The following is a 21,964-nucleotide window of genomic DNA, read 5'->3' as shown; positions in this document are numbered from 1 at the left end:
CATGCGCGCCACGCGGGAGCGCCCCATGCCCCACAAGGAAGGCAGTCTCGAAGCGCCGACCCGGCATCCGCTCGACTGGCAGTCCGAAGCGTTCTACGACCAGGCGGCGATTGATGCGGAAATGACGCGCGTATTCGACATTTGCGCCGGCTGCCGGCGCTGCGTGTCGTTGTGCGGCGCGTTCCCAGCGCTGTTCGACCTGGTCGACGACACGCCGATGGGCGACGTCGAGGAAGTGCCGAAGGCCGCGTTCGGCAAGGTCGTCGACCAGTGCTATCTGTGCGATCTCTGCTACATGACGAAATGTCCGTACGTGCCGCCGCACGCATGGAACGTCGATTTCCCGCACCTGATGCTGCGCGCCAAGGCCGCGCGCTACAAACGCGGCGAAGCGCCGCTGCGCGACAAGGTGCTGTCGAATACCGATGCGCTCGGCCATTTCGCGGGCATTCCGGTCGTCACGCAGACGATCAACGCGGTGAACCGCACGCCGCCCGCGCGCCACGCGCTCGAAGCGGCGCTTGGTGTCGATCGCCATGCGTGGCTGCCGGAATTCGCGCCGCGCACGTTCCGGCGCGCCGCCACGCGCTCGGACGACCCGCCCGTGCGCGACGGCGAACGCACGCCCGGCAAGGTCGCGATCTACGCGACGTGCTACGTGAATTTCAACGAGCCGGGAATCGGCCACGACCTGCTCGCGATCCTCGCGCACAACGAGATCCCGTACGAACTCGTCACGCGCGAAGCGTGCTGCGGGATGCCGCTGCTCGAGCAGGGCAATCTCGACGGCGTCGCCGCGAAGAAGGCCATCAACATCCCGGTGCTCGAGCGCTACGCGCGCGAAGGCTATGCATTGATCGGCGCGATTCCGAGCTGCGTGCTGATGTACAAGAGCGAGCTGCCGCTGATGTTCCCCGGCGACGCAGCCGTGCGCGCGGTGGCCGACGCGTTCTGGGACCCGTTCGAATACGTGATCGCGCGGCACCGCGACGGGTTGCTCAAGACCGATTTCAAGACCGGCCTCGGCACCGTGTCGTATCACGTGCCGTGCCACGCGCGCGTGCAGAACATCGGCCGCAAGACGGCCGATGCGCTGTCGCTGGTGCCCGATACGCGCGTGAACGTCGTCGAGCGTTGCTCCGGCCATGCGGGCACGTTCGGCGTGAAGAAGGCATTTCACGCGGACGCGATGCGGATCGGCGCGCCGGTGTTCAAGGCGATGGCCGAGCCGCGGCCGGATGTCGTGTCGTCCGACTGCGCGCTCGCCGGCCATCACATCGCGCAGGGCATCGACGAGAAGGGGCTGCCGGAAGCGCCGCTCGCGCATCCGCTGACGCTGCTGCGTCGCGCGTACGGCATCTGAGCCGCTGCCGGCCATTCACGAGGACATCCATGACGCTGACCCGCGACTCCCTGCTGACGCTCGAAGCGTACGCGAAGATCCGCAAGGCCGAACACGCGCGGCTCGTCGCGTACAAGCGCCGCCGCGCGGTGGCGCTCGGCAACCACCTGCGTTTCCTGTTCGAGGACGAGACGACGATCCGCTACCAGATCCACGAGATGCTGCACATCGAGAAGATCTTCGACGAAGCCGGCATCGAAGGGGAGCTGGAAGCGTATCTGCCGCTGGTGCCCGACGGCACCAACCTGAAGGCGACGATGCAGATCGAGTACGAGCACGAGATCGAACGGCGCGCGGCGCTCGCGCGGCTGATCGGTGTCGAGGATCGCGTGTACCTGCAGGTCGACGGATACGCGAGCGTCTACGCGATCGCCGACGAGGATCTCGAGCGCGACAACGCGGAGAAAACCTCGGCCGTGCACTTCGTCCGCTTCGAGTTCGATGCGCCGATGCGCGCGGCGCTCAAGGGCGGGGCGGCGCTGTCGATCGGCTGCGATCACCCGGCCTACACGATGCCGCCGCAGCGGGTGGACGCGGACGTGGCCGCATCGCTCGCGGGCGATCTGCGCTAGCGCCACGGTTGCCGCCGTCGCGTGCCCGTGCACGCCGGTCTGCGCTTTTCCGTTCCGACCCGAAGAAAGCAGCGCCTCACGCCCTGCGGCGCGGCCGCGTGGCGCTCGCCGCGAAGTTGTAACAAGCGTGACGGATTTGCATGCGGGGACACATTGGGCATGCGGCGTCAGCGTGTTTTCATCACTCGCAGGGAAACAATAAAGAGATTGTGCATGAAGATAATTTGATTCAGCTCAATTTGAACGATTTACCGATTCGTGAATATCTTGTTACGAATTTTCCCCTGATTTACCGATTTTCGGAGGCTATTCCGGGTGGTGTCGCCGGCAGGGGCCGGAGCAGCCCGAAACCGCCTGTTTAAGCGCATTCTTCAGACGCTGCGGAGCCCCGCCAGACGGGCCTTTGCAGCCATCGGCATAAAGATCTCGCAAAAAAATTCAAGCATAAATGGTTTGCCCGCCCATGGCAGGTTGTTTCAGTGCGTAACATTAAGTCATTGTCATATTGAGATAAACCCTAGGGATGGTATGCTTCGTGCACAAAAATTCCCACATTGGAGTGAGACCGCGATTTGTGCGCCATTGCCGGGAATCGCGGCACCGAGAAAGTGCGGTGTCGCCCGGTATGCACAACGCCGGATAACCATAATGTGCAACCTGGCCGCCCCGCGACGCGAAGTGTCGCGACGGCGCCGCCAATCGCAGCCCCGGCCTGGCTGCGTGGAGAGATCGACTATGTTCTTCGATGAGCTTAACGATGAAGAGTGGTTTCGCCTTTCAGCGCTGATCGCCGATGAACCCATCCGGCTGAACCGTCGCGGGCGTCCACGCGCCGAACCGCGTGTCGTCGCCAACGCGGTGCTGTGGATCCTGACGACCGGGGAAGCCTGGTCAAAGCTGCCCGGCCGCTATCCGTCCGGGCCGACGTGCCGCCGCCGCTACGAGGAGTGGCTCGCGAACGGCACGCTGCTGAAGATGATCGACGTGCTGACCCAGTTCAGCGGGCGCACGTTCGCGTATATTCCGCCGCCGCCGGAGGCGGTCGTGCCGGCTCGCCGCGCGGAGCCGGTGCCCGACAACGACCGTTTGCGCGGCGTGTTCTGGCAGAACCCCGAGTCGTGGCAATTGCCGGTTGCGCAGGCAAACGTTTGGGAGGGCGAAGGTGCGTCGTTGAGCACGCTGTCGGCCGACCAGGTGGACGGCCGCGCCGACGTGTCGTTCGCGGTGCCCGGCGCGCCGGCTGCGGAGCTGCGCCATGTGCGCGCGTCGGCGGCGAGCTTCGCCGCGGCCGAGCCGCAGGTCGACGAGTATCGCGGCTATACGATCAGCGGCATCGCGCAGCCCGTGCAGAACCTGATGTATCGCGCGTGGGCCGAGATCTCGCAGGACGACCGGCGCGTCGAACGCTCGGGCCTGATCGGCCCGCGCTTCACCGACGCCGAGGCAGCGGAGCAGTATGCGCTCGAGTGGGCGCGCCAGTGGATCGATCGCCACGGTGCGAGCGACGCGCCGGCGCGCGAGCCGCAAGGCGAGGTGCTGGCCGGCTTGTCGGCGCTGGCGCGCGCGGAATCGGACATCAAGCGCTTCATCGCCGAGCGTCGCGCGGGCGTGTTGTCGGAAAGCCGCAACGATCCCGTGCAGTCGGAGCGTCGCGAATATGCGTACCGCGTAGGCTGATCGCCGTTGCCGTGCAACGCGCGGGCCGTCGTGTGCCACGACGCCCGCGCGAAAATCCCGTATCTCCATGTCTGCCCGGGCGCCGCTGTATAAGCGGCGCCCTTTGTTGCATGACGCGTTACTGCCGACCGTAGGTATCGTCGAAGCGGACGATGTCGTCCTCGCCGAGATACGCGCCCGACTGCACTTCGATCAGCTCGAGCGGCATCTTGCCCGGGTTCTCCAGGCGGTGCGAGACGCCGAGCGGAATGTACGTCGATTCGTTTTCGGAGAGCAGGAACGTTTCGTCGCCGCGCGTGATGCGCGCGGTGCCGCGCACGACGATCCAGTGTTCGGCGCGGTGATGGTGCATCTGCAGCGACAGCTGCGCGCCCGGCTTTACGACGATGCGCTTCACCTGGAAGCGCTCGCCGGTGTCGACCGAGTCGTAGTGGCCCCACGGACGATGCACCTTGCGGTGATCGGTCGCTTCGGTGCCTTGTCGCGCCTTGATGTGCCCGACGATCTTCTTCACGTCCTGCACGCGCGATTTATCCGCGACGAGCACGGCGTCGGGCGTTTCGACGACGACCAGGTTCTGCGTGCCGACGCAGGCGACGAGCCGGCTTTCCGAATGCGCGAACGTCGAATCGGCGCCTTCGAACAGCACGTGGCCGCGGCCGACGTTGCCGCTCTCGTCCTTCGGCGAGATCTGCCAGATCGCGTCCCACGAACCGACGTCGGACCAGCCCGCATCGAGCGGCACGACGACGCTTTCGCACAGTTGCGGCTGGCTCGCGAGCGGCTCCATCACTGCGTAGTCGATCGAGTTCGACGGCGACGCGGCGAATGCGTCGCGATCGACGCGGAAGAAATCGCCGTCTTCCTTGCCCTGTGCGACGGCCTGTGCGCAGGCCGCGTAGATTGCCGGTTCGAGCTGCCGGATCGCGTTCAGCCACACCGACGCGCGCACGATGAAGATGCCGCTGTTCCACCAGTATTCGCCCGACGCGACGTACTGCTGCGCGAGCTCGAGGTGCGGCTTCTCGACGAAACGGTCAAGGCGGCGCACGTCGAGAGTGCCCGTTCCGGCGTCGCCGAGCGGTGCGCCGACGCGAATGTAGCCGTAGCCGGTTTCCGCGTGCTTGGGCACGATGCCCATCGTCGCGATCTTGCCTTGCGCCGCGCAGTGCACGCCGGCCGCGACGGCCGCGTGAAAGCGCGGCAGGTCGGCGACCGCATGGTCGGCCGGCATCACGGTCATCACCGCGTCGTTGCCGTTCGCGACGAGCCGCAGCGCGGCGAGCGTCAGCGCCGGCGCGGTGTCGCGGCCGAGCGGCTCGAGCATGATGGTCGCGTTCCTGGCCGTCAGGCGCAGCTGTTCGGCGGTCGTGAAGCGATGATCCTCGCCGCACACGATCAGCACGTCGTCGTTCAGCGGGTAGTCGGCCGTCAGGCCGTCGAGGCGCAGCGCGGTGGATTGCAGCAGCGAGTGATCGCCGAGCAGTCCGATCAGCTGTTTCGGAAAACGCTCGCGCGACATCGGCCACAGGCGCGTGCCGGAACCGCCGGCGAGAATCACGGGCTGCACGGCGAGACGTGTGCCGACGGCGGGCATACCGGCTGCGGGTGTGCCAGCTGCGGGTGCGGCGGAAGAAGAATGGCGCGTTTCGGCGACCACTGCCGGAGCATTCATGATGACACTCTCCACGGTTGAAGTCAGTGCCTGTCGTTGTAGCATGAAGTAAATCGACAATAAAACCGGACCCAATGGCGGATATCCGCCACGCATTCATCCGGGAGAATTTTCCGCGGTAGCATCGGCCGGAAATAAAAAAGTAAAAAATAATTCCGGGCGCCGGCCGGACGCGACCGCCCGCAAAGGGTGAGCGGAAGGCGTAACGACTCAGAAAAAATCTCCATTTCCCGCCCATTCGGGAAAACCTGCCGATTTAATTAAAAAAGATCGCGGCAAGAATTTCCGATTATTTTTCGAAATACTTGTGCGCTTGAGGATGAATTTTCTTGTCGCTTCAATAGCGTCATGCAACGTTTGATTCGAATGTGCGGCACGGGCTGCACAAGGCGCTGTTCGGCAAACGCCTGTTCAAAGAAGAGGAAACAGACATGTTGAGCGTGCTGGCGAGAGTCATCGATATCGCGATGGTCGTGACGGGCGCGCTGATCGCGGCCGCGCTGCACGGCGGCAGCATCGGGCTCAGCGACCTGCAGCGCACGACGGTGCTGTTCGACTGCCTGCTGGTCGTCGTGTTCTTTCCGGCCTTCGGCATCTACCAGTCGTGGCGCGGCAAGCGCCTCGTCGGACTGATGGGGCGGGTCGTGTTCGCGTGGCTCGCGGTCGAGCTCGCGGGCATCCTGATGAGTTTCAGCTTTCACCAGTCGGGCGACCTGTCGCGGCTGTGGCTCGGTTACTGGGCGCTCGCGACGACGGTGCTGCTCGCCGGCTCGAAGGCTTGCGTGCACGTCGTGCTGCGGCAATTGCGCCGCGGCGGCTACAACCTGAAGGCGGTGGCGATCGTCGGCGGCACGCCGGCGGCGCGGCGGCTGATCGCGCAGATGCGGGCGCGGCCGGAAGCCGGCTTCAACCCGGTGTGCGTGTACGACGAAAGCGAGGCGCCGGGCGAAGTCGCGCTCGACGACGTGCGGATCGAGCGGCAGTTCGAATCGCTGGTGTGGCTGGTGCGCAGCCGCGCGATCAGCGAGCTGTGGCTCACGCTGCCGATCACGGAGGAGCGCCGGATTCATCAGATCGTGACGGTGTTTCGCCACGACTTCGTGAACATCCGCTTCATTCCGGACGTGCGCACGCTGTCGTTCTTCAACCAGGAAGTGGTCGAGGTGCTCGGCGTGCCGGCGATCAACCTCGCGGCGTCGCCGATCACCGACGTGCGGATCTTGCCGAAGTTCGTGTTCGACCGGCTGTTCGCGCTGGCGGCGCTCACGGCGCTCGCGCCGGTGATGGTGCTGATCGCGGCGCTGATCAAGCTGACCTCGCGCGGGCCGGTGTTCTTTCGGCAGAAGCGCAAGGGTATCGACGGGCACGAGTTCGAGATCTACAAGTTTCGCTCGATGAAGGTGCACCAGGAAGTGGCCGGGCAGGTCACGCAGGCGACCAAGAACGACTCGCGCGTGACGCCGGTCGGCCGGTTCCTGCGCCGCACGAGCCTCGACGAGCTGCCGCAGTTCATCAACGTGCTGAAGGGCGAGATGTCGGTGGTGGGGCCGCGTCCGCATGCGCTCGCGCACGACGACATCTACAAGGATCTGGTCAAGGGCTACATGTTCCGCTATCGGATCAAGCCGGGCATCACCGGGTGGGCGCAGATCAACGGCTATCGCGGCGAGACCGACCAGATCGAGAAGATGATGGGCCGCGTGAAGCTCGACCTTTACTACATGCAGAACTGGTCGTTCTGGCTCGATATCAAGATCGTCGTGCTGACGCTGTGGAAAGGCTTCACCGGCAGCAACGCGTACTGACACCGACGCGCCGCGTCACGCAGGCAATTCCGGTTTTACGAATTTCGAATCATTGGTCAAGGGGTCCGACACATCATGAATCTGACTATCATCGGCAGCGGTTACGTAGGGCTCGTCACCGGCGCCTGTCTCGCCGACATCGGGCACGACGTGTTCTGTCTCGACGTCGACCAGGCAAAGATCGACATCCTGAACAACGGCGGCGTGCCGATCCACGAGCCGGGCCTGAAGGAAGTCATCGCGCGCAACCGCTCGGCCGGCCGCCTGCGCTTCTCGACCGACATCGAGGCCGCGGTCGCGCACGGCGACGTGCAGTTCATCGCGGTCGGCACGCCGCCCGACGAGGACGGCTCGGCCGATCTGCAATACGTGCTCGCGGCGGCGCGCAACATCGGCCGCTACATGACCGGCTTCAAGGTGATCGTCGACAAGTCGACGGTGCCGGTCGGCACGGCCGAGCGCGTGCGCGCGGCGGTCGCCGAGGAGCTCGCGAAGCGCGGCGGCGACCAGATGTTCTCGGTCGTGTCGAATCCGGAATTCCTGAAGGAAGGCGCGGCCGTCGACGATTTCACGCGGCCGGACCGCATCGTGATCGGCTGCGACGACGACGTGCCGGGCGAGCGCGCCCGCGAGCTGATGAAGAAGCTCTACGCGCCGTTCAACCGCAATCACGAGCGCACGCTGTACATGGACGTGCGCTCGGCCGAGTTCACGAAATACGCGGCGAACGCGATGCTCGCGACGCGTATCTCGTTCATGAACGAGCTGGCGAACCTCGCCGACCGCTTCGGCGCCGACATCGAGGCCGTGCGCCGCGGGATCGGCTCCGATCCGCGCATCGGCTATCACTTCCTGTACGCCGGCTGCGGCTACGGCGGCTCGTGCTTCCCGAAGGACGTCGAGGCGTTGATCCGCACGGCCGACGAGCACGGCCAGTCGCTGCAGATCCTGAAGGCCGTGTCGTCGGTCAACGCGACGCAAAAGCGCGTGCTCGCCGAGAAGATCGTCGCGCGCTTCGGCGAGGACCTGAGCGGCCGCACGTTCGCGCTGTGGGGCTTGGCCTTCAAGCCGAACACCGACGACATGCGTGAAGCGCCGAGCCGCGAGCTGATCGCCGAGCTGCTGTCGCGCGGCGCGCGCGTCGCCGCGTACGACCCGGTCGCGCAGCAGGAAGCGCGCCGCGTGATCGCGCTCGATCTCGCCGATCACCCGAGCTGGCTCGAACGCCTCTCGTTCGTCGACGACGAGGCGCAGGCCGCGCGCGACGCCGATGCGCTCGTGATCGTCACCGAATGGAAGGCGTTCAAGAGCCCGGACTTCGTCGCGCTCGGCCGCCTGTGGAAGACGCCGGTGATCTTCGACGGCCGCAACCTGTACGAGCCGGAGACGATGAGCGAGCAGGGCATCGAGTACCACCCGATCGGCCGGCCGGGCTCGCGCCAGGCGGTCGCCGCTCGCGTGCCGGGCGCCGCGCGCGCCAGCGCGTAACCCGTTTTCCGTCACTCGTTACGAGACGCCATGTTCCGGAACATCCTGATCGTCTGCCACGCGAACGTCTGCCGCAGCCCGGCGGCGGAAATGCTGTTCAAGTCGCACGCCGCGTCGCGCGGCGGCCCGCGCCCGACGTTTCATTCGGCCGGCGTGCACGCGAACGACGGCGACGGCATCGATCCGGTGATGCGGCGACTGCTGGCCGAGCGGGGCGTCGATGCGACGACCCATCGCTCGCGGCGGCTGTCGCGCCGGATCGTGCGCGACGCCGACCTGATTCTCGTCAGCGAGCGCGAACAGATCAAGGCCGTCGAAGCGGTCGATCCGTTCGCGCGCGGCAAGGTTCACCTGCTCGGCAAGTGGGAAGGGGCCGAGATCGCGGACCCGCACGGCGGCCCCGAGGCCGACTACCGCGAGAGCTACTCACTGATCGAACGTCTGGTTCAAGGATGGCTACAGAAACTATGCTGAAACGCCCGATGCGCCCGGTGGCGCTTGCCGTCGCGCTGACGACTTTCCTGTCAGCCTGTGCAACCGCGCCCGGCAACTACCTCGACTCGTCGAACCTGAAGGACGAAGGCCGGCAGGAAGCGGCCGAAACCTATCCGGTTCATTACATCGACGCCAAAGTGGTGATGGACCAGCTGCAGAAAGCGCAGGTCGATCATCCGCTGCCGCCCGGGCGCTATACCGATCCGTCGCAGTACACGTATCGCGTCGGCCCGCAGGACATCCTCGGCGTCACCGTGTGGGACCACCCGGAGCTGACGACGCCGCAGGGCCAGTCGTTCTCGAGCGGCGGCAACACGACGCAATCGGTCGCGGGCGCGCTGCAGCAGCCGTATACGACCGCGCTGCCGGGCCAGGCCGATCCGTACGGCCAGACGGTCGCCGCCGACGGCACGATCTTCTTCCCGTTCGTCGGCCGCATCCGCGTGGCGGGCAAGACGGTCGCGCAGATCCGCGACGAGATGGCGTCCAGCCTGTCGCGCTACGTGAAGAATCCGCAGCTCGACGTGCGCGTGCTGTCGTTCCGCAGCCAGAAGGTACAGGTGACGGGCGAGGTGAAGCAGCCGGGCCCGCTCGCGGTGAGCGACGTGCCGCTCACGCTCGTCGACGCGATCTCGCGCTCCGGCGGCTCGACCGCCGAGGCCGACCTGCAGCGCGTGCGCCTGACGCGCGACGGCAAGCTCTACACGCTCGACGCGAACGGCGTGCTCGATCGCGGCGAAGTGAAGCAGAACGTGATGCTGCAGCCGGGCGACATCGTCAACGTGCCGGACCGCAGCGACAGCCGCGTGTTCATCATGGGCGAGGTCAAGACGCCGGTCACGGTGCCGATGCTCAAGGGCAAGCTGACCATCGCCGATGCGCTGACCGCGGGCGGCGGGATTCTCGACACCGACGCGAACCCGCGCAAGATCTACGTGATGCGCGGGATGCGCGACAACCCGACGAAGCCCGAGGTGTACCGCCTCGACATGACGCAGCCCGATGCGCTGATGCTGTCGAGCCGCTTCCCGCTTCAACCGCTCGACGTCGTCTACGTCAGCACGGCCGGTTCGGTGCAGTTCAACCGTGTGCTGCAGCAGGTGCTGCCGACGATCCAGACGATCTTCTACATGCGGCAAATCACGCGCTGATAGCCCGCCGGGGCGGCGTCCGCCCCCCGGCACCACTCAAGCGGGAACGAATGGTGAACACGCAAGCGAAACACTCCTACGCGGACCTGACCGCGAAGACCGAGGAAGAGGACTTCGTTCTCGGCCAGTTGCTCCAGGTGATCATGGACGACATCTGGCTGCTGATCGGCATCGCGGTGACGGTCGTCGCGCTCGCCGGCCTCTACTGCTTCATCGCGAAGCCGGTCTACCAGGCGGACGTGCACGTGCGGGTCGAGGGCAACGACAACACGTCGCAGGCGCTCACGCAGACGCAGACGGGCGCGTCGATCAACAGCGGCCCGCAGCAGGCGCCGACCGACGCGGAAATCGAGATCATCAAGAGCCGCGGTGTCGTCACGCCGGTCGTCGAGCAGTTCAAGCTGAACTTCTCGGTCGCGCCGAAGACGCTGCCGGTGCTCGGCAGCCTCGCCGCGCGCCTCGCGACGCCCGGCGAGCCGTCGCGGCCGTGGCTCGGCCTGAAGTCGTATGCGTGGGGCGGCGAAGTCGCCGACGTCGACTCGATCAGCGTCGTGCCGGCGCTCGAAGGCAAGAAGCTGACGCTGACGGCCGGCCCGAACGGCACCTATTCGCTGGTCGACGAGAACGGCACGCGGCTGCTGGCGGGCCGTGTCGACGAAGCCGCGCAGGGCGGCGGCGTGACGCTGCTCGTGCGGAAGCTGGTCGCGCGCCCCGGCACGCAGTTCACGGTGGTGCGCTACAACGATCTCGACGCGATCAGCGGCTTCCAGGCCGGTATCCAGGTGAGCGAGCAGGGCAAGCAGACGGGCGTCGTGCAGATCTCGCTCGAAGGCAAGGACCCGGACCAGACCGCCGCGATCGCGAACGCGCTCGCGCAGTCGTACCTGAACCAGCACGTGGTCGCGAAGCAGGCGGAAGCGACCAAGATGCTCGACTTCCTGAAGGGCGAGGAGCCGCGCCTGAAGGCCGACCTCGAACGCGCGGAAGCCGCGCTCACGCAATACCAGCGCACGTCGGGCTCGATCAACGCGAGCGACGAGGCGAAGGTCTACCTCGAAGGCAGCGTGCAGTACGAACAGCAGATCGCCGCGCAGCGGCTGCAGCTCGCGTCGCTCGCGCAGCGCTTCACCGATTCGCATCCGATGGTGATCGCCGCGAAGCAGCAGCTCGCGGAGCTGCAGGGCGAGAAGGACAAGTTCAGCAACCGCTTCCGCAGCCTGCCGGCGACCGAGGTGAAGGCGGTCCAGCTCCAGCGCGACGCGAAGGTCGCCGAGGACATCTACGTGCTGCTGCTGAACCGCGTGCAGGAACTGTCGGTGCAGAAGGCCGGCACGGGCGGCAACATCCACCTGATCGATTCGGCGCTGCGTCCGGGCGCGCCGGTCAAGCCGAAGAAGGTGCTGATCCTGTCGGCCGCCGTGTTCCTCGGGCTGATCCTCGGCACGGGCGTCGTGTTCCTGCGCCGCAACCTGTTCCAGGGCATCGAGGACCCGGACCGCATCGAGCGCACGTTCAACCTGCCGCTGTACGGGCTGGTGCCGCAAAGCGCCGAGCAGGTGAAGCTCGACGCGGCGGCGGAGAAGGGCGGCAGCCGTGCGCGGCCGATCCTCGCGAGCCTGCGTCCGAAGGACCTGAGCGTCGAGAGCATGCGCAGCCTGCGCACCGCGATGCAGTTCGCGATGATGGACGCGAAGAACCGCGTGATCGTGCTGACCGGCCCGACGCCGGGCATCGGCAAGAGCTTCCTGACGGTCAACCTCGCGGTGCTGCTCGCGCATTCGGGCAAGCGCGTGCTGCTGATCGACGCCGACATGCGCCGCGGGATGCTCGACCGCTACTTCGGTCTCACCGTGCAGCCGGGCCTGTCCGAGCTGCTGAGCGATCAGTCGCCGCTCGAGGAAGCGATCCGCGAGACGCCGGTGCAGGGCCTGTCGTTCATCGCGGCCGGCACGCGCCCGCCGAATCCGTCGGAACTGCTGATGTCGACGCGCCTGCCGCAATACCTCGAAGGGCTCGGCAAGCGCTACGACGTCGTGCTGATCGATTCGCCGCCGGTGCTGGCGGTGACCGACGCGACCATCATCGGCCGCATGGCCGGCTCGACGTTCCTCGTGTTGCGCTCGGGCATGCATACCGAAGGCGAGATCGCCGACGCGATCAAGCGCCTGCGCACCGCGGGCGTCGATCTGGAGGGCGGGATCTTCAATGGCGTGCCGCCGAAGGCGCGCGGCTACGGCCGCGGCTATGCGGCCGTACACGAATACCTGAGCGCTTGACCGCATTTCACGACACCGGGCCGGCGCGAACGGCACCTGCCCGGCCGACTGGAGAATCCTTGATGAAAATTTCCGTGCTCGTTCCGACCTACCGGCGTCCCGCCGACCTCGCGCGCTGCCTGCTGGCGCTGCAGCGGCAGCAGCGGCTGCCCGACGAGGTGATCGTCGTCGCGCGCCCGGAGGACGACGCCACGCACGAACGGCTCGCCGATCCGGCGGTCGGCGGCGCGCTGCCGCTGCGCATCGTGCCGGTCGACGTGGGGGGGCAGGTCGCCGCGCTGAACAAGGGGCTCGACTCGGCGAACGGCGACATCGTCGCGATCACCGACGATGATGCGGCGCCGCGCCCCGACTGGCTTGCGCGCATCGAAGCCGTATTCCAGGCCGATCCGCGCGTGGGCGCGGTCGGCGGACGCGACTGGGTGCACGAGAAGGGCCGCCTGCTCGACGAATCGCGCGAGCTCGTCGGCCAGCTCACGCTGTCCGGCAAGATCATCGGCAATCATCACCTCGGCGTGGGCGGCGCGCGCGAAGTCGACATGCTCAAGGGCGCAAACATGAGCTATCGACGCGCGGCGATCGAACGGCTGCGCTTCGACACGCGGCTGCGCGGCGCCGGCGCGCAGATGCACAACGACATGGGCTTCAGCATGCACGTGCAGCGCGAAGGCTGGAAGCTCGTCTACGACCCGGCGATCGCGGTCGATCATTTTCCGGCCGAGCGCTTCGACGACGATCGGCGCGATGCCGCGTCGCTGAACGCGATCAGCAACGGCGCGCACAACCTGCACCTGATCCTGCGCGAGCATCTGTCGCCGCTCCGGCGCGAGATCGCGTGGTGGTGGTGGGCGCTGGTCGGCACGCGCGTCTACCCGGGCTTCGCGCACCTGCTGCTGGCGCTGCCGACCGCGCGGCGCGCCCGCGTGCTCGCGCACTGGCGCGCGGTGCGCCGCGGCGCCCGCGATGCGCGTCGCACCAACCTTGCCCCCCACCGTGCGGCGATGCCGCCGGTGACGTCTTGAACGGCCTGCGCGCACCGCGCGCGGCCACATCCGGAGGGCTCGCATGACCACGAAGGCTGCAACCCAAGTCCACGTCCATCTGTTCTATGGCGCCGATCCGCGTACCTACCGGAAGGGCGACGACATCGGCTGCCTGTACGGCTATCACCACGCCGAATCCGACGAATTCCGGTTGACCTATTCGCAGGACGTCGGCGAGAACCGCGTCGTGAGCGTCGCGCGCCGCGCGCTGAAGGCGGCGCTCGGCTTCGACATCGTGCATGCGTGGCGCAATCGCGCGGCGCTGCTCGCGACCGACGTGATCTGGACGCACACCGAGCAGGAGCATCTGGCCGCCGCGCTGATCCTCAAGCTCGCCGGCGCGCAGGGCAAGCGCCCGCTGCTGCTTGCGCAGAGCGTGTGGCTGTTCGACAAGTGGGGCAGTTTCGGCGGCCCGCGCCGCTGGCTGTACCGCAAGCTGCTCGCGCGCGCCGACGCGCTGACCACGCTCGCCCGCGACAACGCCGACCTGTGCCGACGCTATCTCGGGCGCGAAGCCGAATTCGTCTATTACGGGCTCAACACGCAGGATTTCCCGCCGGTCGAGCCGCGGCAATGGCAACCGAACCGGCCGCTGCGGATCGCGGCGATCGGCAACGACCGCGACCGCGACTGGCGCACGTTCCTCGCCGCGTTCGGCGGCGACGAACGCTACGAGGTGCGGCTCGCGACGCGCCGCCGCGTGCCGCGCGAATGGCATGCGCCGAACGTGAAGATCGGCCCGGCGTCGGGGCTCGCGAAGCAGCACGAGCTGTACGCGTGGGCCGACGTGATCGTCGTGCCGCTGCGGCCGAATTTCCATGCATCGGGCATCACGGTGATACTCGAGGCGGCGGCCGTCGGCAAGCCGATGATCGTATCCGACGTGGGCGGCCTGAGCGACTATTTCCCGCACGATACGGCCGCCTATGTGCCGGCGTTCGACGCGCAGGCGATGCGCCAGGCCGCCGACCGCTTTGTCGCCGACCCGGCGGCGGCGCTCGACTGCGCGCGGGCGGCCGCCGCCTGCCTGCGCGAACGCGACCTGACCACGCAGGCGTTCGCCGAGCAGCACGTGCGGATCACGCGCGACATGCTGCGCCGGCGCCGCACGCCCGCGCCGGCCGGCGTCGCGATGCCGCTCGCCGATTCGAGCGCGTCGTCGCAGTGAGCGCGGATCGATGAGTACGATTGCCGCCGAACGCGCGCCGTCGCGCGCCCGCAGCTGGTTCGCCGAGCCGAAGCACTGGGCCGGGCAGGCCGGGCTGTGGGCGTTGACCGCCGCGCTGATCGCCATCCACCAGGGCAAGGTGCTGACGCTCGCGTTCCCGGTGCTGGCCATCGGGGTCGGCATCTGGCTGTATTTCAAGAGCCCGGCACGCTACGTGGGCTTCATGTGGTGGGTGTGGTTCCTGAGCCCGGAAGTGCGGCGCCTGGCCGACTGGTCGAAGGGCGCGTTCACGCCGACGAGTTTGATCCAGGTCGCGCCGCTCGCGGTGACGATGATCGCCGGCCTGGGGCTCGTCAGGCATTACCGCGTGCTCGCGCAGCGGCGCGGGATTCCGGTGCTGCTGATCCTGTTCGGGCTCGTGTATGCGTACCTGGTCGGGATCGTGTCGAGCGGCGTGATGGCCGCGACCTACGACCTCGCGAACTGGCTGTACCCGATCCTGATCGGCTTTCACATCATGGTGAACGCGCGCAACTATCCGGAGTATCGCGACGTGCTGCTGTCCACCTTCATGTGGGGCATGCTCGTGATGGGCCTGTACGGCGTCGTGCAGTATTTCGTGATGCCGCAGTGGGACGTGCTGTGGATGGTCGGCTCGCAGATGGGCTCGCAGGGCGAGCCGGTGCCGTACGGCGTGCGTGTGTTCAGCACGATGAATTCGTCCGGGCCGTTCGCGTTCGCGATGATGGGGGCACTGGTATTCGTGCTGGTCGCGCCGCAGAAGATCCGCTGGTTCGCGGGCGCGGCCGGTTTCGTGTCGTTCGCGCTGTGTCTCGTGCGCTCGACCTGGGGCGGCTGGGTGATCGCGCTCGCGATCCAGCTCGTGCAATCGAGCAACCGCGTGCGGATGCGGATTCTGATCAGCGGCGTCGTGCTGGTCGGGCTGTGCGTGCCGCTGCTGACCGTCGGGCCGGTGGCCGACCGGCTCGGGGCGCGCCTGCAGTCGATCACGAACCTGAAGGACGACCGCAGCTACGACGACCGCAACAAGTTCTACGCGACCTTCGCGCAGACGGCGTTTACCGACGTCGCCGGCGAAGGGATGGGCGCGACCGGCGCGTCCACGAAGCTGTCGAGCGACAGCGGCGAACTCGGCAAGTACGGCAGCTTCGACAGCGGCGTGATGAACGTGCCGTTCGTGCTCGGCTGGCCCGGCACGCTGCTGTATCTCGCCGGCGTCGTGATGCTTTTCGGCCGCACGCTGCGCGCGGCGTTCAAGCTGCGCAAGGACAAGTTCGTCGGCGCGTGCCTGAGCCTGTGCCTGTCGACCTTCGCGATGCTCGTGTTCACGAACTCGCTGATCGGCACCGGCGGCCTGCTGATGTTCACAGCCATTTTTTCGATACTTGCCGCGGCGCACTGGCAGAAGGCGCAACGCCTGCTGGCCGCCGCGCGTTCACGGGGAGGCGACCATTGAGAATCGCGATCGTCACGCACGTCGTGCGACATAACGACGGGCAGGGCCGCGTCAATTACGAAATCGCGCGCGCGGCGCTGGCCGAGAACTACGAGGTCACGCTGGTCGCGTCGCACGTCGCGCCCGAACTGCTGGCCGACCCGCGCGTGCGCTGGGTGCCGGTGAAGGTCGGCGGCTTCTGGCCGTCGAATCTCGTCAAGCAGCAGGTGTTCGCGCTGAAGAGCGCGGCCTGGCTGCGCGCGCACCGCGGTGAATACGACGTACTGCACGTGAACGGCTTCATCTCGTGGATCAAGGCCGACGTCAATACCGCGCACTTCGTGCACGGCGGCTGGTTCAAGAGTCCGTACTATCCGTTCGGGCCCGCGAAGGGGCTGTGGTCGGCCTACCAGTACGTCTACACGCGCGTGAATACCGTGCTCGAGCGCTGGGCGTACAAGCGTTCGCGCGCGATCACCGCCGTGTCGCAAAAGGTGGCCGACGAGATCGCCGGGCTCGGCATCGACAGCCGCAAGATCAGCGTGATCTACAACGGTGTGGACGGCAGCGCATTCGCCGGCGCGCAGGCCGATCGCGCGGCGTTCAAGCTGCCGGACGACGCGTTCCTGCTGCTGTTCGTCGGCGACCTGCGCACGCCGCGCAAGAACCTCGGCACCGTGCTGAAGGCGCTGACGAAGCTGCCCGCCAACGTGCATCTGGCGGTGGCCGGCTATCTGCCCGGCAGCCCGTATCCGGAGGAGGCGCGCGCGCTCGGCATCGATTCGCGCGTGCATTTCCTCGGGCTCGTGAAGAACATGCCGACGCTGATGCGCTCGGTCGACGCGTATGTCTTTCCGTCGCGCTACGAAGCGATGAGCCTGTCGCTGCTGGAGGCGATGGCGGCCGGGCTGCCGGTCGTCACCGCGCGCACGGCGGGCGGCGCGGAAATCATCACGCGCGAATGCGGGATCGTGCTGGAGGACCCGGACGATCCGGCCGCGCTCGCGCAGGCGATCGGCGCGCTCGCGGCGTCGCGCGACACCTGCCGCGCGATGGGCGACGCGGCCCGCGAACTGATGACCCGTTTCGGCTGGGCGCACATGGGCGCCCAGTACGTCGCGCTTTACCGGCGCATCGGCCAACCCACGCAGCCGTCCGCCTTCGAGCGGGTCGAGCATGCAATCACGCAGGAGCAACCGTGATGTCCCACTCTTCCCGGCCGATCAAATCGTTGCAGATCGGCATGCACTGGTTTCCCGAACGCGCGGGCGGCCTCGACCGGATGTACTACTCGCTCGTCGGCGCGCTGCCCGGCGCGGGCGTCGAGGTGCGCGGGCTCGTGGCCGGCTCGCCGAAGGTCGCCGACGACACGGGCGGGGCGATCCAGGGTTTCGGTCCCGCGTCGGAGCCGCTCGCGCGCCGGATGCTCGCCGCGCGGCGAGCGTTGCGCGACGAGATCCGCAGCGCGCGGCCGGACGTGATTTCGTCGCACTTCGCGCTGTATACGTTCCCGGGCCTCGACGTGACGCGCGGGATTCCGCAGGTGTCGCACTTCCAGGGGCCGTGGGCCGACGAAAGCCAGGTCGAGGGCGCCGCGTCGCTCGGGCAGCGCGCGAAGCGCTATCTCGAGCAGGCGGTGTATACGCGCTCGTCGCGGCTGATCGTGCTGTCGCAGGCGTTCGGCCAGATCCTGACGAACCGGTACGGGATCGATCCGTCGCGCGTGCGCGTGATTCCCGGCTGCGTCGATACCGCGCAGTTCGACACGCCGCTCACGCCCGCCGAGGCGCGGCACAAGCTGCAACTGCCGCAGGACCGGCCGATCGTGCTGGCCGTGCGCCGACTCGTGCGGCGCATGGGGCTGGAGGACCTGATCGATGCGATCGGCATCGTCAAGCGCCGCCACCCGGACGTGCTGCTGCTGATCGCCGGCAAGGGCAAGATCGGCGAGGAACTGCAGCAGCGCATCGACGAAGCCGGGCTGCAGGACAACGTGAAGCTGCTCGGCTTCGTGCCCGATCACCATCTCGCGGCGCTGTACCGTGCGGCGACGGTCAGTGTCGTGCCGACGGTCGCGCTCGAGGGCTTTGGGCTGATCACGGTCGAATCGCTGGCGTCCGGCACGCCGGTGCTGGTCACGCCGGTCGGCGGGCTGCCGGAGGCGGTCGCCGGGTTGTCGAACGATCTCGTGCTGCCGTCGACGGGCGCGGATGCAATTGCCGAAGGGCTCGGCGGCGCGCTGTCGGGTGCGATCGCGCTGCCCGATGCGGCCGCATGCAAGCGTTATGCACGCGATCATTTCGACAATGCGGTGATCGCGCGGCGCGTGGCCGGCGTGTACGAAGAGGCGATCCAGGCGGCAGGTTGAACGTTCGCGGCGCGCACCGTGTGCGTCGAACCCCGGCGGGACCACAGCGGGACCGAAGCGGAACCGACATGCGCCGCGACGTTGCCGGCGCGCCCGCTTCCATGCCGCGGCGATGCCCCAAGCCGAACCGCAGCGGAACCGAAAGCCCGATCGGCGCGCGTGCGCGGCCGCTTCGCATGCCGGCCGCCAGCCGAGGGCGGGCCGGCGTTTCCCGTTCGATCCGCACAGCCGGCGCGCCTCATGCGCGCCGCAGCTGGCCCCACACGCCGAGCACGGCCACTCGCCCCCGCGCGGAGCACGGAGACCGCATGGCCGCGCGCCTCACGCGCGCCGCAGCGTCGCCACCCACACCCCGAGCGCGGCCACGCTCACCCCCGCGCCGAGCACGCAGACGCCGGTCCAGCCGGCGCGCGCATACATCATCGTCGCCGCGATCGCACCGAGCCCGCTGCCGGCCGAATAGAACAGCATGTAGCAGCCGACGAGGCGCGCATGCGCATCGGGCCGCGCGCCGAGAATCATGCTCTGGTTGACGACGTGCACGGCCTGCCCGCCGACGTCGAGCAGCACGATGCCGACGACCAGCCATGCAATCGACGTATTGCCGAACGCGAGCGGCAGCCACGCGCACGCGAGCAGCGCGAGTGCCGCGCCGGTCGTCGCCTCGCCGCGCCCGCGATCCGCGAGCCGGCCCGCGCGGGCCGCCGCCGCTGCACCCAGCGCGCCGACGAGGCCGAATGCGCCGATCTGCGTGTGCGACATCGCGTGCGGCGGCGCGCTCAGCGGCAGCACGAGCGCGCTCCAGAAGATGCTGAACGCCGCGAACATCAGCAGTGCGATCGCGCCGCGCACACGCAGCACGCGTTCGTCGCGCAGCAGCGACACCATCGAGCGCAGCAGCGCCGCGTAGCCGATGCGTGTGCGCGGTTCGCGCATATCGGGCAGCAGCCGCGACAGCACGACGAGCATCGCGATCGCGAGCGCACCCGACACGAGATAGACGGCCCGCCACCCCGCGATGTCGGTGACGACGCCCGCCAGCGAGCGCGCGGCCAATAGTCCGACCACGACGCCGCCTTGCGCGGCGCCCACCACGCGCCCGCGTTCGCCCGCACCGGCGAGGGCGGCCGAGCACGCGATCAGCCCTTGCGTCATCGCGGTGCCGAGCAGCCCGATCGCGACCATTCCGGCCAGCAGCGCGCCACGCGTCGGTGCAGTGGCCACGCCGATGCAGGCCGCGCTCAGCAGCACGAGCTGCACGGCGATCAGGCGCTTGCGGTTCAGCAGGTCGCCGAGCGGCACGACGAACAGCAGCGCGAGCGCGCAGCCGAGCTGCGTCGCGGTGATGACGCCGCCGACGGCGGCCTGCGACACGCCGAAATCCCGTGCGATCGAATCGAGCAGCGGCTGCGCGTAGTAGACGTTCGCGACGCTCGCCGCGCAGCAGACGGCCAGCAGCGCGACGCGTGCCGACGACAGGCGGCCGTCCTCGGCCGGATGGATCGCGTCGGTCGACGCGTTCGATGCAACGGTGCCGGAATGACAGGACGATTCCATGGTTCCTCGCGCAATGTAGTTGCAATTTGAAACTAGGTTGGAGTGTAGGGAAAGTAGTTTTAAAATGCAACTTGTTGGGTGGCGGGCCTGAGGCCCGCGCACGGATGGCCGGCATGCCCGCGAAGGCGGCCGGCACGATTGCGGAGAGAAAGATGGCCAGGCAGAAAAGTCTTGCGGATTCGCCGTGCCCGGTGGCGCGCGCGACCGATATCGTCGGCGATCGCTGGGCGTTGCTGATCGTGCGCGATGCATTCGACGGCGTGCGCCGCTTCGGCGATTTCCGCGCGAGTCTCGGCGTCGCGAGCAACATCCTGTCCGACCGGCTGAAGATGCTGGTGGACGCGGGCGTGTTCGACGTCGTGCCGGCGTCGGACGGCACCGCGTATCAGGAGTACGTGCTGACGAAAAAGGGCGAAGGGCTGTTTCCGGTCATCGTGATGCTGCGGCAGTGGGGCGAGGCCAACCTGTTCGCGCGCGGCGAGCGGCATTCGGTGCTGGTCGATCGCGGCACCGGGCGTGCGATCCGCAAGCTCGCGCTGCGGCACGACGACGGCCGGCCCGTGAAGGCGGCCGACACGGTCGTCAGGAAGGTCGACGACGAGGCGAGCGCGACACGGCGATGAGCATCAGGCGCGATGGCCCGACCGGCCAGCAGCTCCCGCGTTGTATCTGGGAAATACCTGTCTCGATCCCGATGCACCCGACACGCTGCACGGGCCGCATCCGCGCTTGCAGTTCATGGTGATTCAGGCGAGCCGCGGTGGGCACGTGAGCCACTTCGGGCGTAACGTCTTTCCATGGCGTCACCTGATCCAGCCCGACCCCGGCGACGCATGACCGCACGCGCTCAATCGTGCGCCGACAAGGTCTGACGCGACCGCGGCGCACCGCGATCCGCATCGGTCCGCACGCGGGTCGCGAGCAGCGCGGCCGCGACCAGCAGCGCGACCGACACGACGGTTTCGATCCGCAACCCGCTGACGACCTGCGCTGCACCGCCGCCGCCGGCGAGCGCACCGAACGCCGCGACGCCGATCGCGCCGCCGGCCTGCCGCGCGGTATTGAGCACGGCCGACGCGATGCCGGCCCGCTCGGGCGCGACCGAGGCGAGTACGGCCGTCGTCATCGCGGGCACCGCGAAGCCCATGCCCGACGGAATCAGCAGGAACGGCACCAGCAGCACGCCGAGCGGCGTCGCGGCATCGACGAAATGCAGCGACCCGTAGCCGAGCGCGGCGACGAGCGCGCCGGCCACCATCGGCACGCGCGGGCCGTGGCGGGCGACGACGCGTCCGCTCGCGAGATTCGACAGCAGGAAGCCGCCGGTGAGCGGCAGGAACGCGAGCCCGGCCTGCAACGCCGATTCGCCGCGTGCGCGTTGCAGGTACAGCGCGAGCACGAACACGGTGCCGTAGTACGTGAGGTTCACGCAGATCCCGAACAGCACGGCCGTGCTGAACGCAGGGTGGCGGAACAGCGACAGCGGCAGCATCGGCGTGGCCGTACGCGATTCGACCGCGACGAACGCGAGCGCGGCCAGCGCCGCCAGCACGAAACCGCTGGCCACGACGGGATGCGTGAAGCCGAGCGGCCGCCATTCGATCACGGCGCCGGTCAGCACGGTCAGCATCGCGATCGCGATGAACTGGCCGCGCGGATCGAGCGAACGGGTCGAGCGCGCCGGGGCAGCCTGCTCGCGGCGCGCCGGCACCCACGCGAACGTGGCGGCGAGCCCCGCCGCACACAGCGGCAGGTTCACGAGGAAGATGCCGCGCCAGCCCCACGCGGCGATCAGCAGGCCGCCGACGACCGGGCCGGCCGCGATCGCGAT

18 protein-coding genes are annotated in these 21,964 nt (G+C 68.0%); 15 read left to right on the top strand and 3 right to left on the bottom strand.

From position 1 onward, the window contains the following. The first annotated feature begins 25 nt into the window (after positions 1-25). The 3 genes from JMF86_RS23485 (at position 26) to JMF86_RS23475 (ending at position 3,651) form a co-directional block, all read left to right on the top strand. Complete coding sequence (locus JMF86_RS23485; protein WP_011548202.1) at positions 26-1,363, top strand: heterodisulfide reductase-related iron-sulfur binding cluster; 1,338 nt, start codon at positions 26-28, stop codon at positions 1,361-1,363. A 29-nt stretch (positions 1,364-1,392) separates the two neighbouring features. Continuing rightward, positions 1,393-1,974, top strand: a complete 582-nt coding sequence (locus JMF86_RS23480) for a DUF3501 family protein (RefSeq protein ID WP_011548201.1) — start codon at positions 1,393-1,395, stop codon at positions 1,972-1,974. 735 nt (positions 1,975-2,709) lie between these two features. Continuing rightward, positions 2,710-3,651 (top strand): transposase, encoded by a 942-nt coding sequence (locus tag JMF86_RS23475; RefSeq protein ID WP_011548200.1) that lies wholly within the window; start codon positions 2,710-2,712, stop codon positions 3,649-3,651. Between the two features lie 118 nt (positions 3,652-3,769). On the opposite strand, the gene JMF86_RS23470 is transcribed toward JMF86_RS23475, so the two are convergent. Further along, positions 3,770-5,326 (bottom strand): mannose-1-phosphate guanylyltransferase/mannose-6-phosphate isomerase, encoded by a 1,557-nt coding sequence (locus JMF86_RS23470; protein WP_011548199.1) that lies wholly within the window; start codon positions 5,324-5,326, stop codon positions 3,770-3,772. A gap of 431 nt (positions 5,327-5,757) precedes the next feature. Between JMF86_RS23470 and JMF86_RS23465 the strand changes: the two genes are divergently transcribed. The 10 genes from JMF86_RS23465 to JMF86_RS23420 all read left to right on the top strand — a co-directional run bounded on the left by JMF86_RS23465 (position 5,758) and on the right by JMF86_RS23420 (position 18,576). Then, positions 5,758-7,131, top strand: coding sequence for an undecaprenyl-phosphate glucose phosphotransferase (locus JMF86_RS23465; RefSeq protein WP_012338501.1), 1,374 nt, complete (start codon positions 5,758-5,760; stop codon positions 7,129-7,131). A 75-nt stretch (positions 7,132-7,206) separates the two neighbouring features. Beyond that, positions 7,207-8,619, top strand: a complete 1,413-nt coding sequence (locus JMF86_RS23460) for a UDP-glucose/GDP-mannose dehydrogenase family protein (RefSeq protein WP_006479486.1) — start codon at positions 7,207-7,209, stop codon at positions 8,617-8,619. Between the two features lie 30 nt (positions 8,620-8,649). Then, complete coding sequence (locus JMF86_RS23455) at positions 8,650-9,093, top strand: low molecular weight protein-tyrosine-phosphatase (protein WP_011548197.1); 444 nt, start codon at positions 8,650-8,652, stop codon at positions 9,091-9,093. Then, on the top strand, positions 9,087-10,265 hold the full coding sequence (locus JMF86_RS23450; RefSeq protein ID WP_012338500.1) for a polysaccharide biosynthesis/export family protein: 1,179 nt from the start codon (positions 9,087-9,089) through the stop codon (positions 10,263-10,265). Before JMF86_RS23455 ends, JMF86_RS23450 begins: the two co-directional genes overlap by 7 nt. A gap of 50 nt (positions 10,266-10,315) precedes the next feature. After that, positions 10,316-12,541 (top strand): polysaccharide biosynthesis tyrosine autokinase, encoded by a 2,226-nt coding sequence (locus tag JMF86_RS23445; RefSeq protein ID WP_011548195.1) that lies wholly within the window; start codon positions 10,316-10,318, stop codon positions 12,539-12,541. 62 nt (positions 12,542-12,603) lie between these two features. Further along, entirely contained in the window at positions 12,604-13,563 is a 960-nt protein-coding gene (locus JMF86_RS23440) for a glycosyltransferase family 2 protein (RefSeq protein WP_011548194.1), read from the top strand. Positions 13,564-13,606: 43 nt separating this feature from the next. Then, positions 13,607-14,752 (top strand): glycosyltransferase family 4 protein, encoded by a 1,146-nt coding sequence (locus JMF86_RS23435; RefSeq protein ID WP_011548193.1) that lies wholly within the window; start codon positions 13,607-13,609, stop codon positions 14,750-14,752. 10 nt (positions 14,753-14,762) lie between these two features. Further along, on the top strand, positions 14,763-16,229 hold the full coding sequence (locus tag JMF86_RS23430; RefSeq protein ID WP_011548192.1) for an O-antigen ligase: 1,467 nt from the start codon (positions 14,763-14,765) through the stop codon (positions 16,227-16,229). Continuing rightward, on the top strand, positions 16,226-17,410 hold the full coding sequence (locus JMF86_RS23425) for a glycosyltransferase family 4 protein (RefSeq protein WP_011548191.1): 1,185 nt from the start codon (positions 16,226-16,228) through the stop codon (positions 17,408-17,410). Before JMF86_RS23430 ends, JMF86_RS23425 begins: the two co-directional genes overlap by 4 nt. Continuing rightward, positions 17,410-18,576: a glycosyltransferase family 4 protein gene (locus JMF86_RS23420; RefSeq protein WP_011694671.1), complete on the top strand. Its 1,167-nt coding sequence runs from the start codon at positions 17,410-17,412 to the stop codon at positions 18,574-18,576. The genes JMF86_RS23425 and JMF86_RS23420 overlap by 1 nt, the downstream gene beginning before the upstream one ends. Positions 18,577-18,897: 321 nt before the next feature. Here JMF86_RS23420 and JMF86_RS23415 read toward each other — a convergent pair whose 3' ends face one another. Beyond that, the gene (locus tag JMF86_RS23415) at positions 18,898-20,133 is read right to left on the bottom strand and encodes an MFS transporter (protein ID WP_011548189.1); all 1,236 of its coding nucleotides are present in this window, start codon (positions 20,131-20,133) and stop codon (positions 18,898-18,900) included. A gap of 152 nt (positions 20,134-20,285) precedes the next feature. Here JMF86_RS23415 and JMF86_RS23410 point away from each other — a divergent pair, with 152 nt between their 5' ends. Together JMF86_RS23410 and JMF86_RS23405 are read left to right on the top strand one after the other, a co-directional pair. Then, positions 20,286-20,756: a helix-turn-helix domain-containing protein gene (locus tag JMF86_RS23410; RefSeq protein WP_011548188.1), complete on the top strand. Its 471-nt coding sequence runs from the start codon at positions 20,286-20,288 to the stop codon at positions 20,754-20,756. Between the two features lie 40 nt (positions 20,757-20,796). Beyond that, complete coding sequence (locus JMF86_RS23405; protein WP_155123311.1) at positions 20,797-20,970, top strand: hypothetical protein; 174 nt, start codon at positions 20,797-20,799, stop codon at positions 20,968-20,970. A 10-nt stretch (positions 20,971-20,980) separates the two neighbouring features. On the opposite strand, the gene JMF86_RS23400 is transcribed toward JMF86_RS23405, so the two are convergent. Further along, the coding region (locus tag JMF86_RS23400; protein ID WP_201317159.1) for an MFS transporter at positions 20,981-21,964 on the bottom strand (984 nt) is incomplete at its 5' end.

This window comes from Burkholderia sp. E168m15 (assembly GCF_016586105.1).
In the GTDB taxonomy this organism is placed as follows: Bacteria; Pseudomonadota; Gammaproteobacteria; order Burkholderiales; family Burkholderiaceae; genus Burkholderia; species Burkholderia orbicola.
The sequence above is the reverse complement of the archived record's forward strand: the minus strand, read 5'-3'. Positions and strand labels throughout refer to the sequence as shown.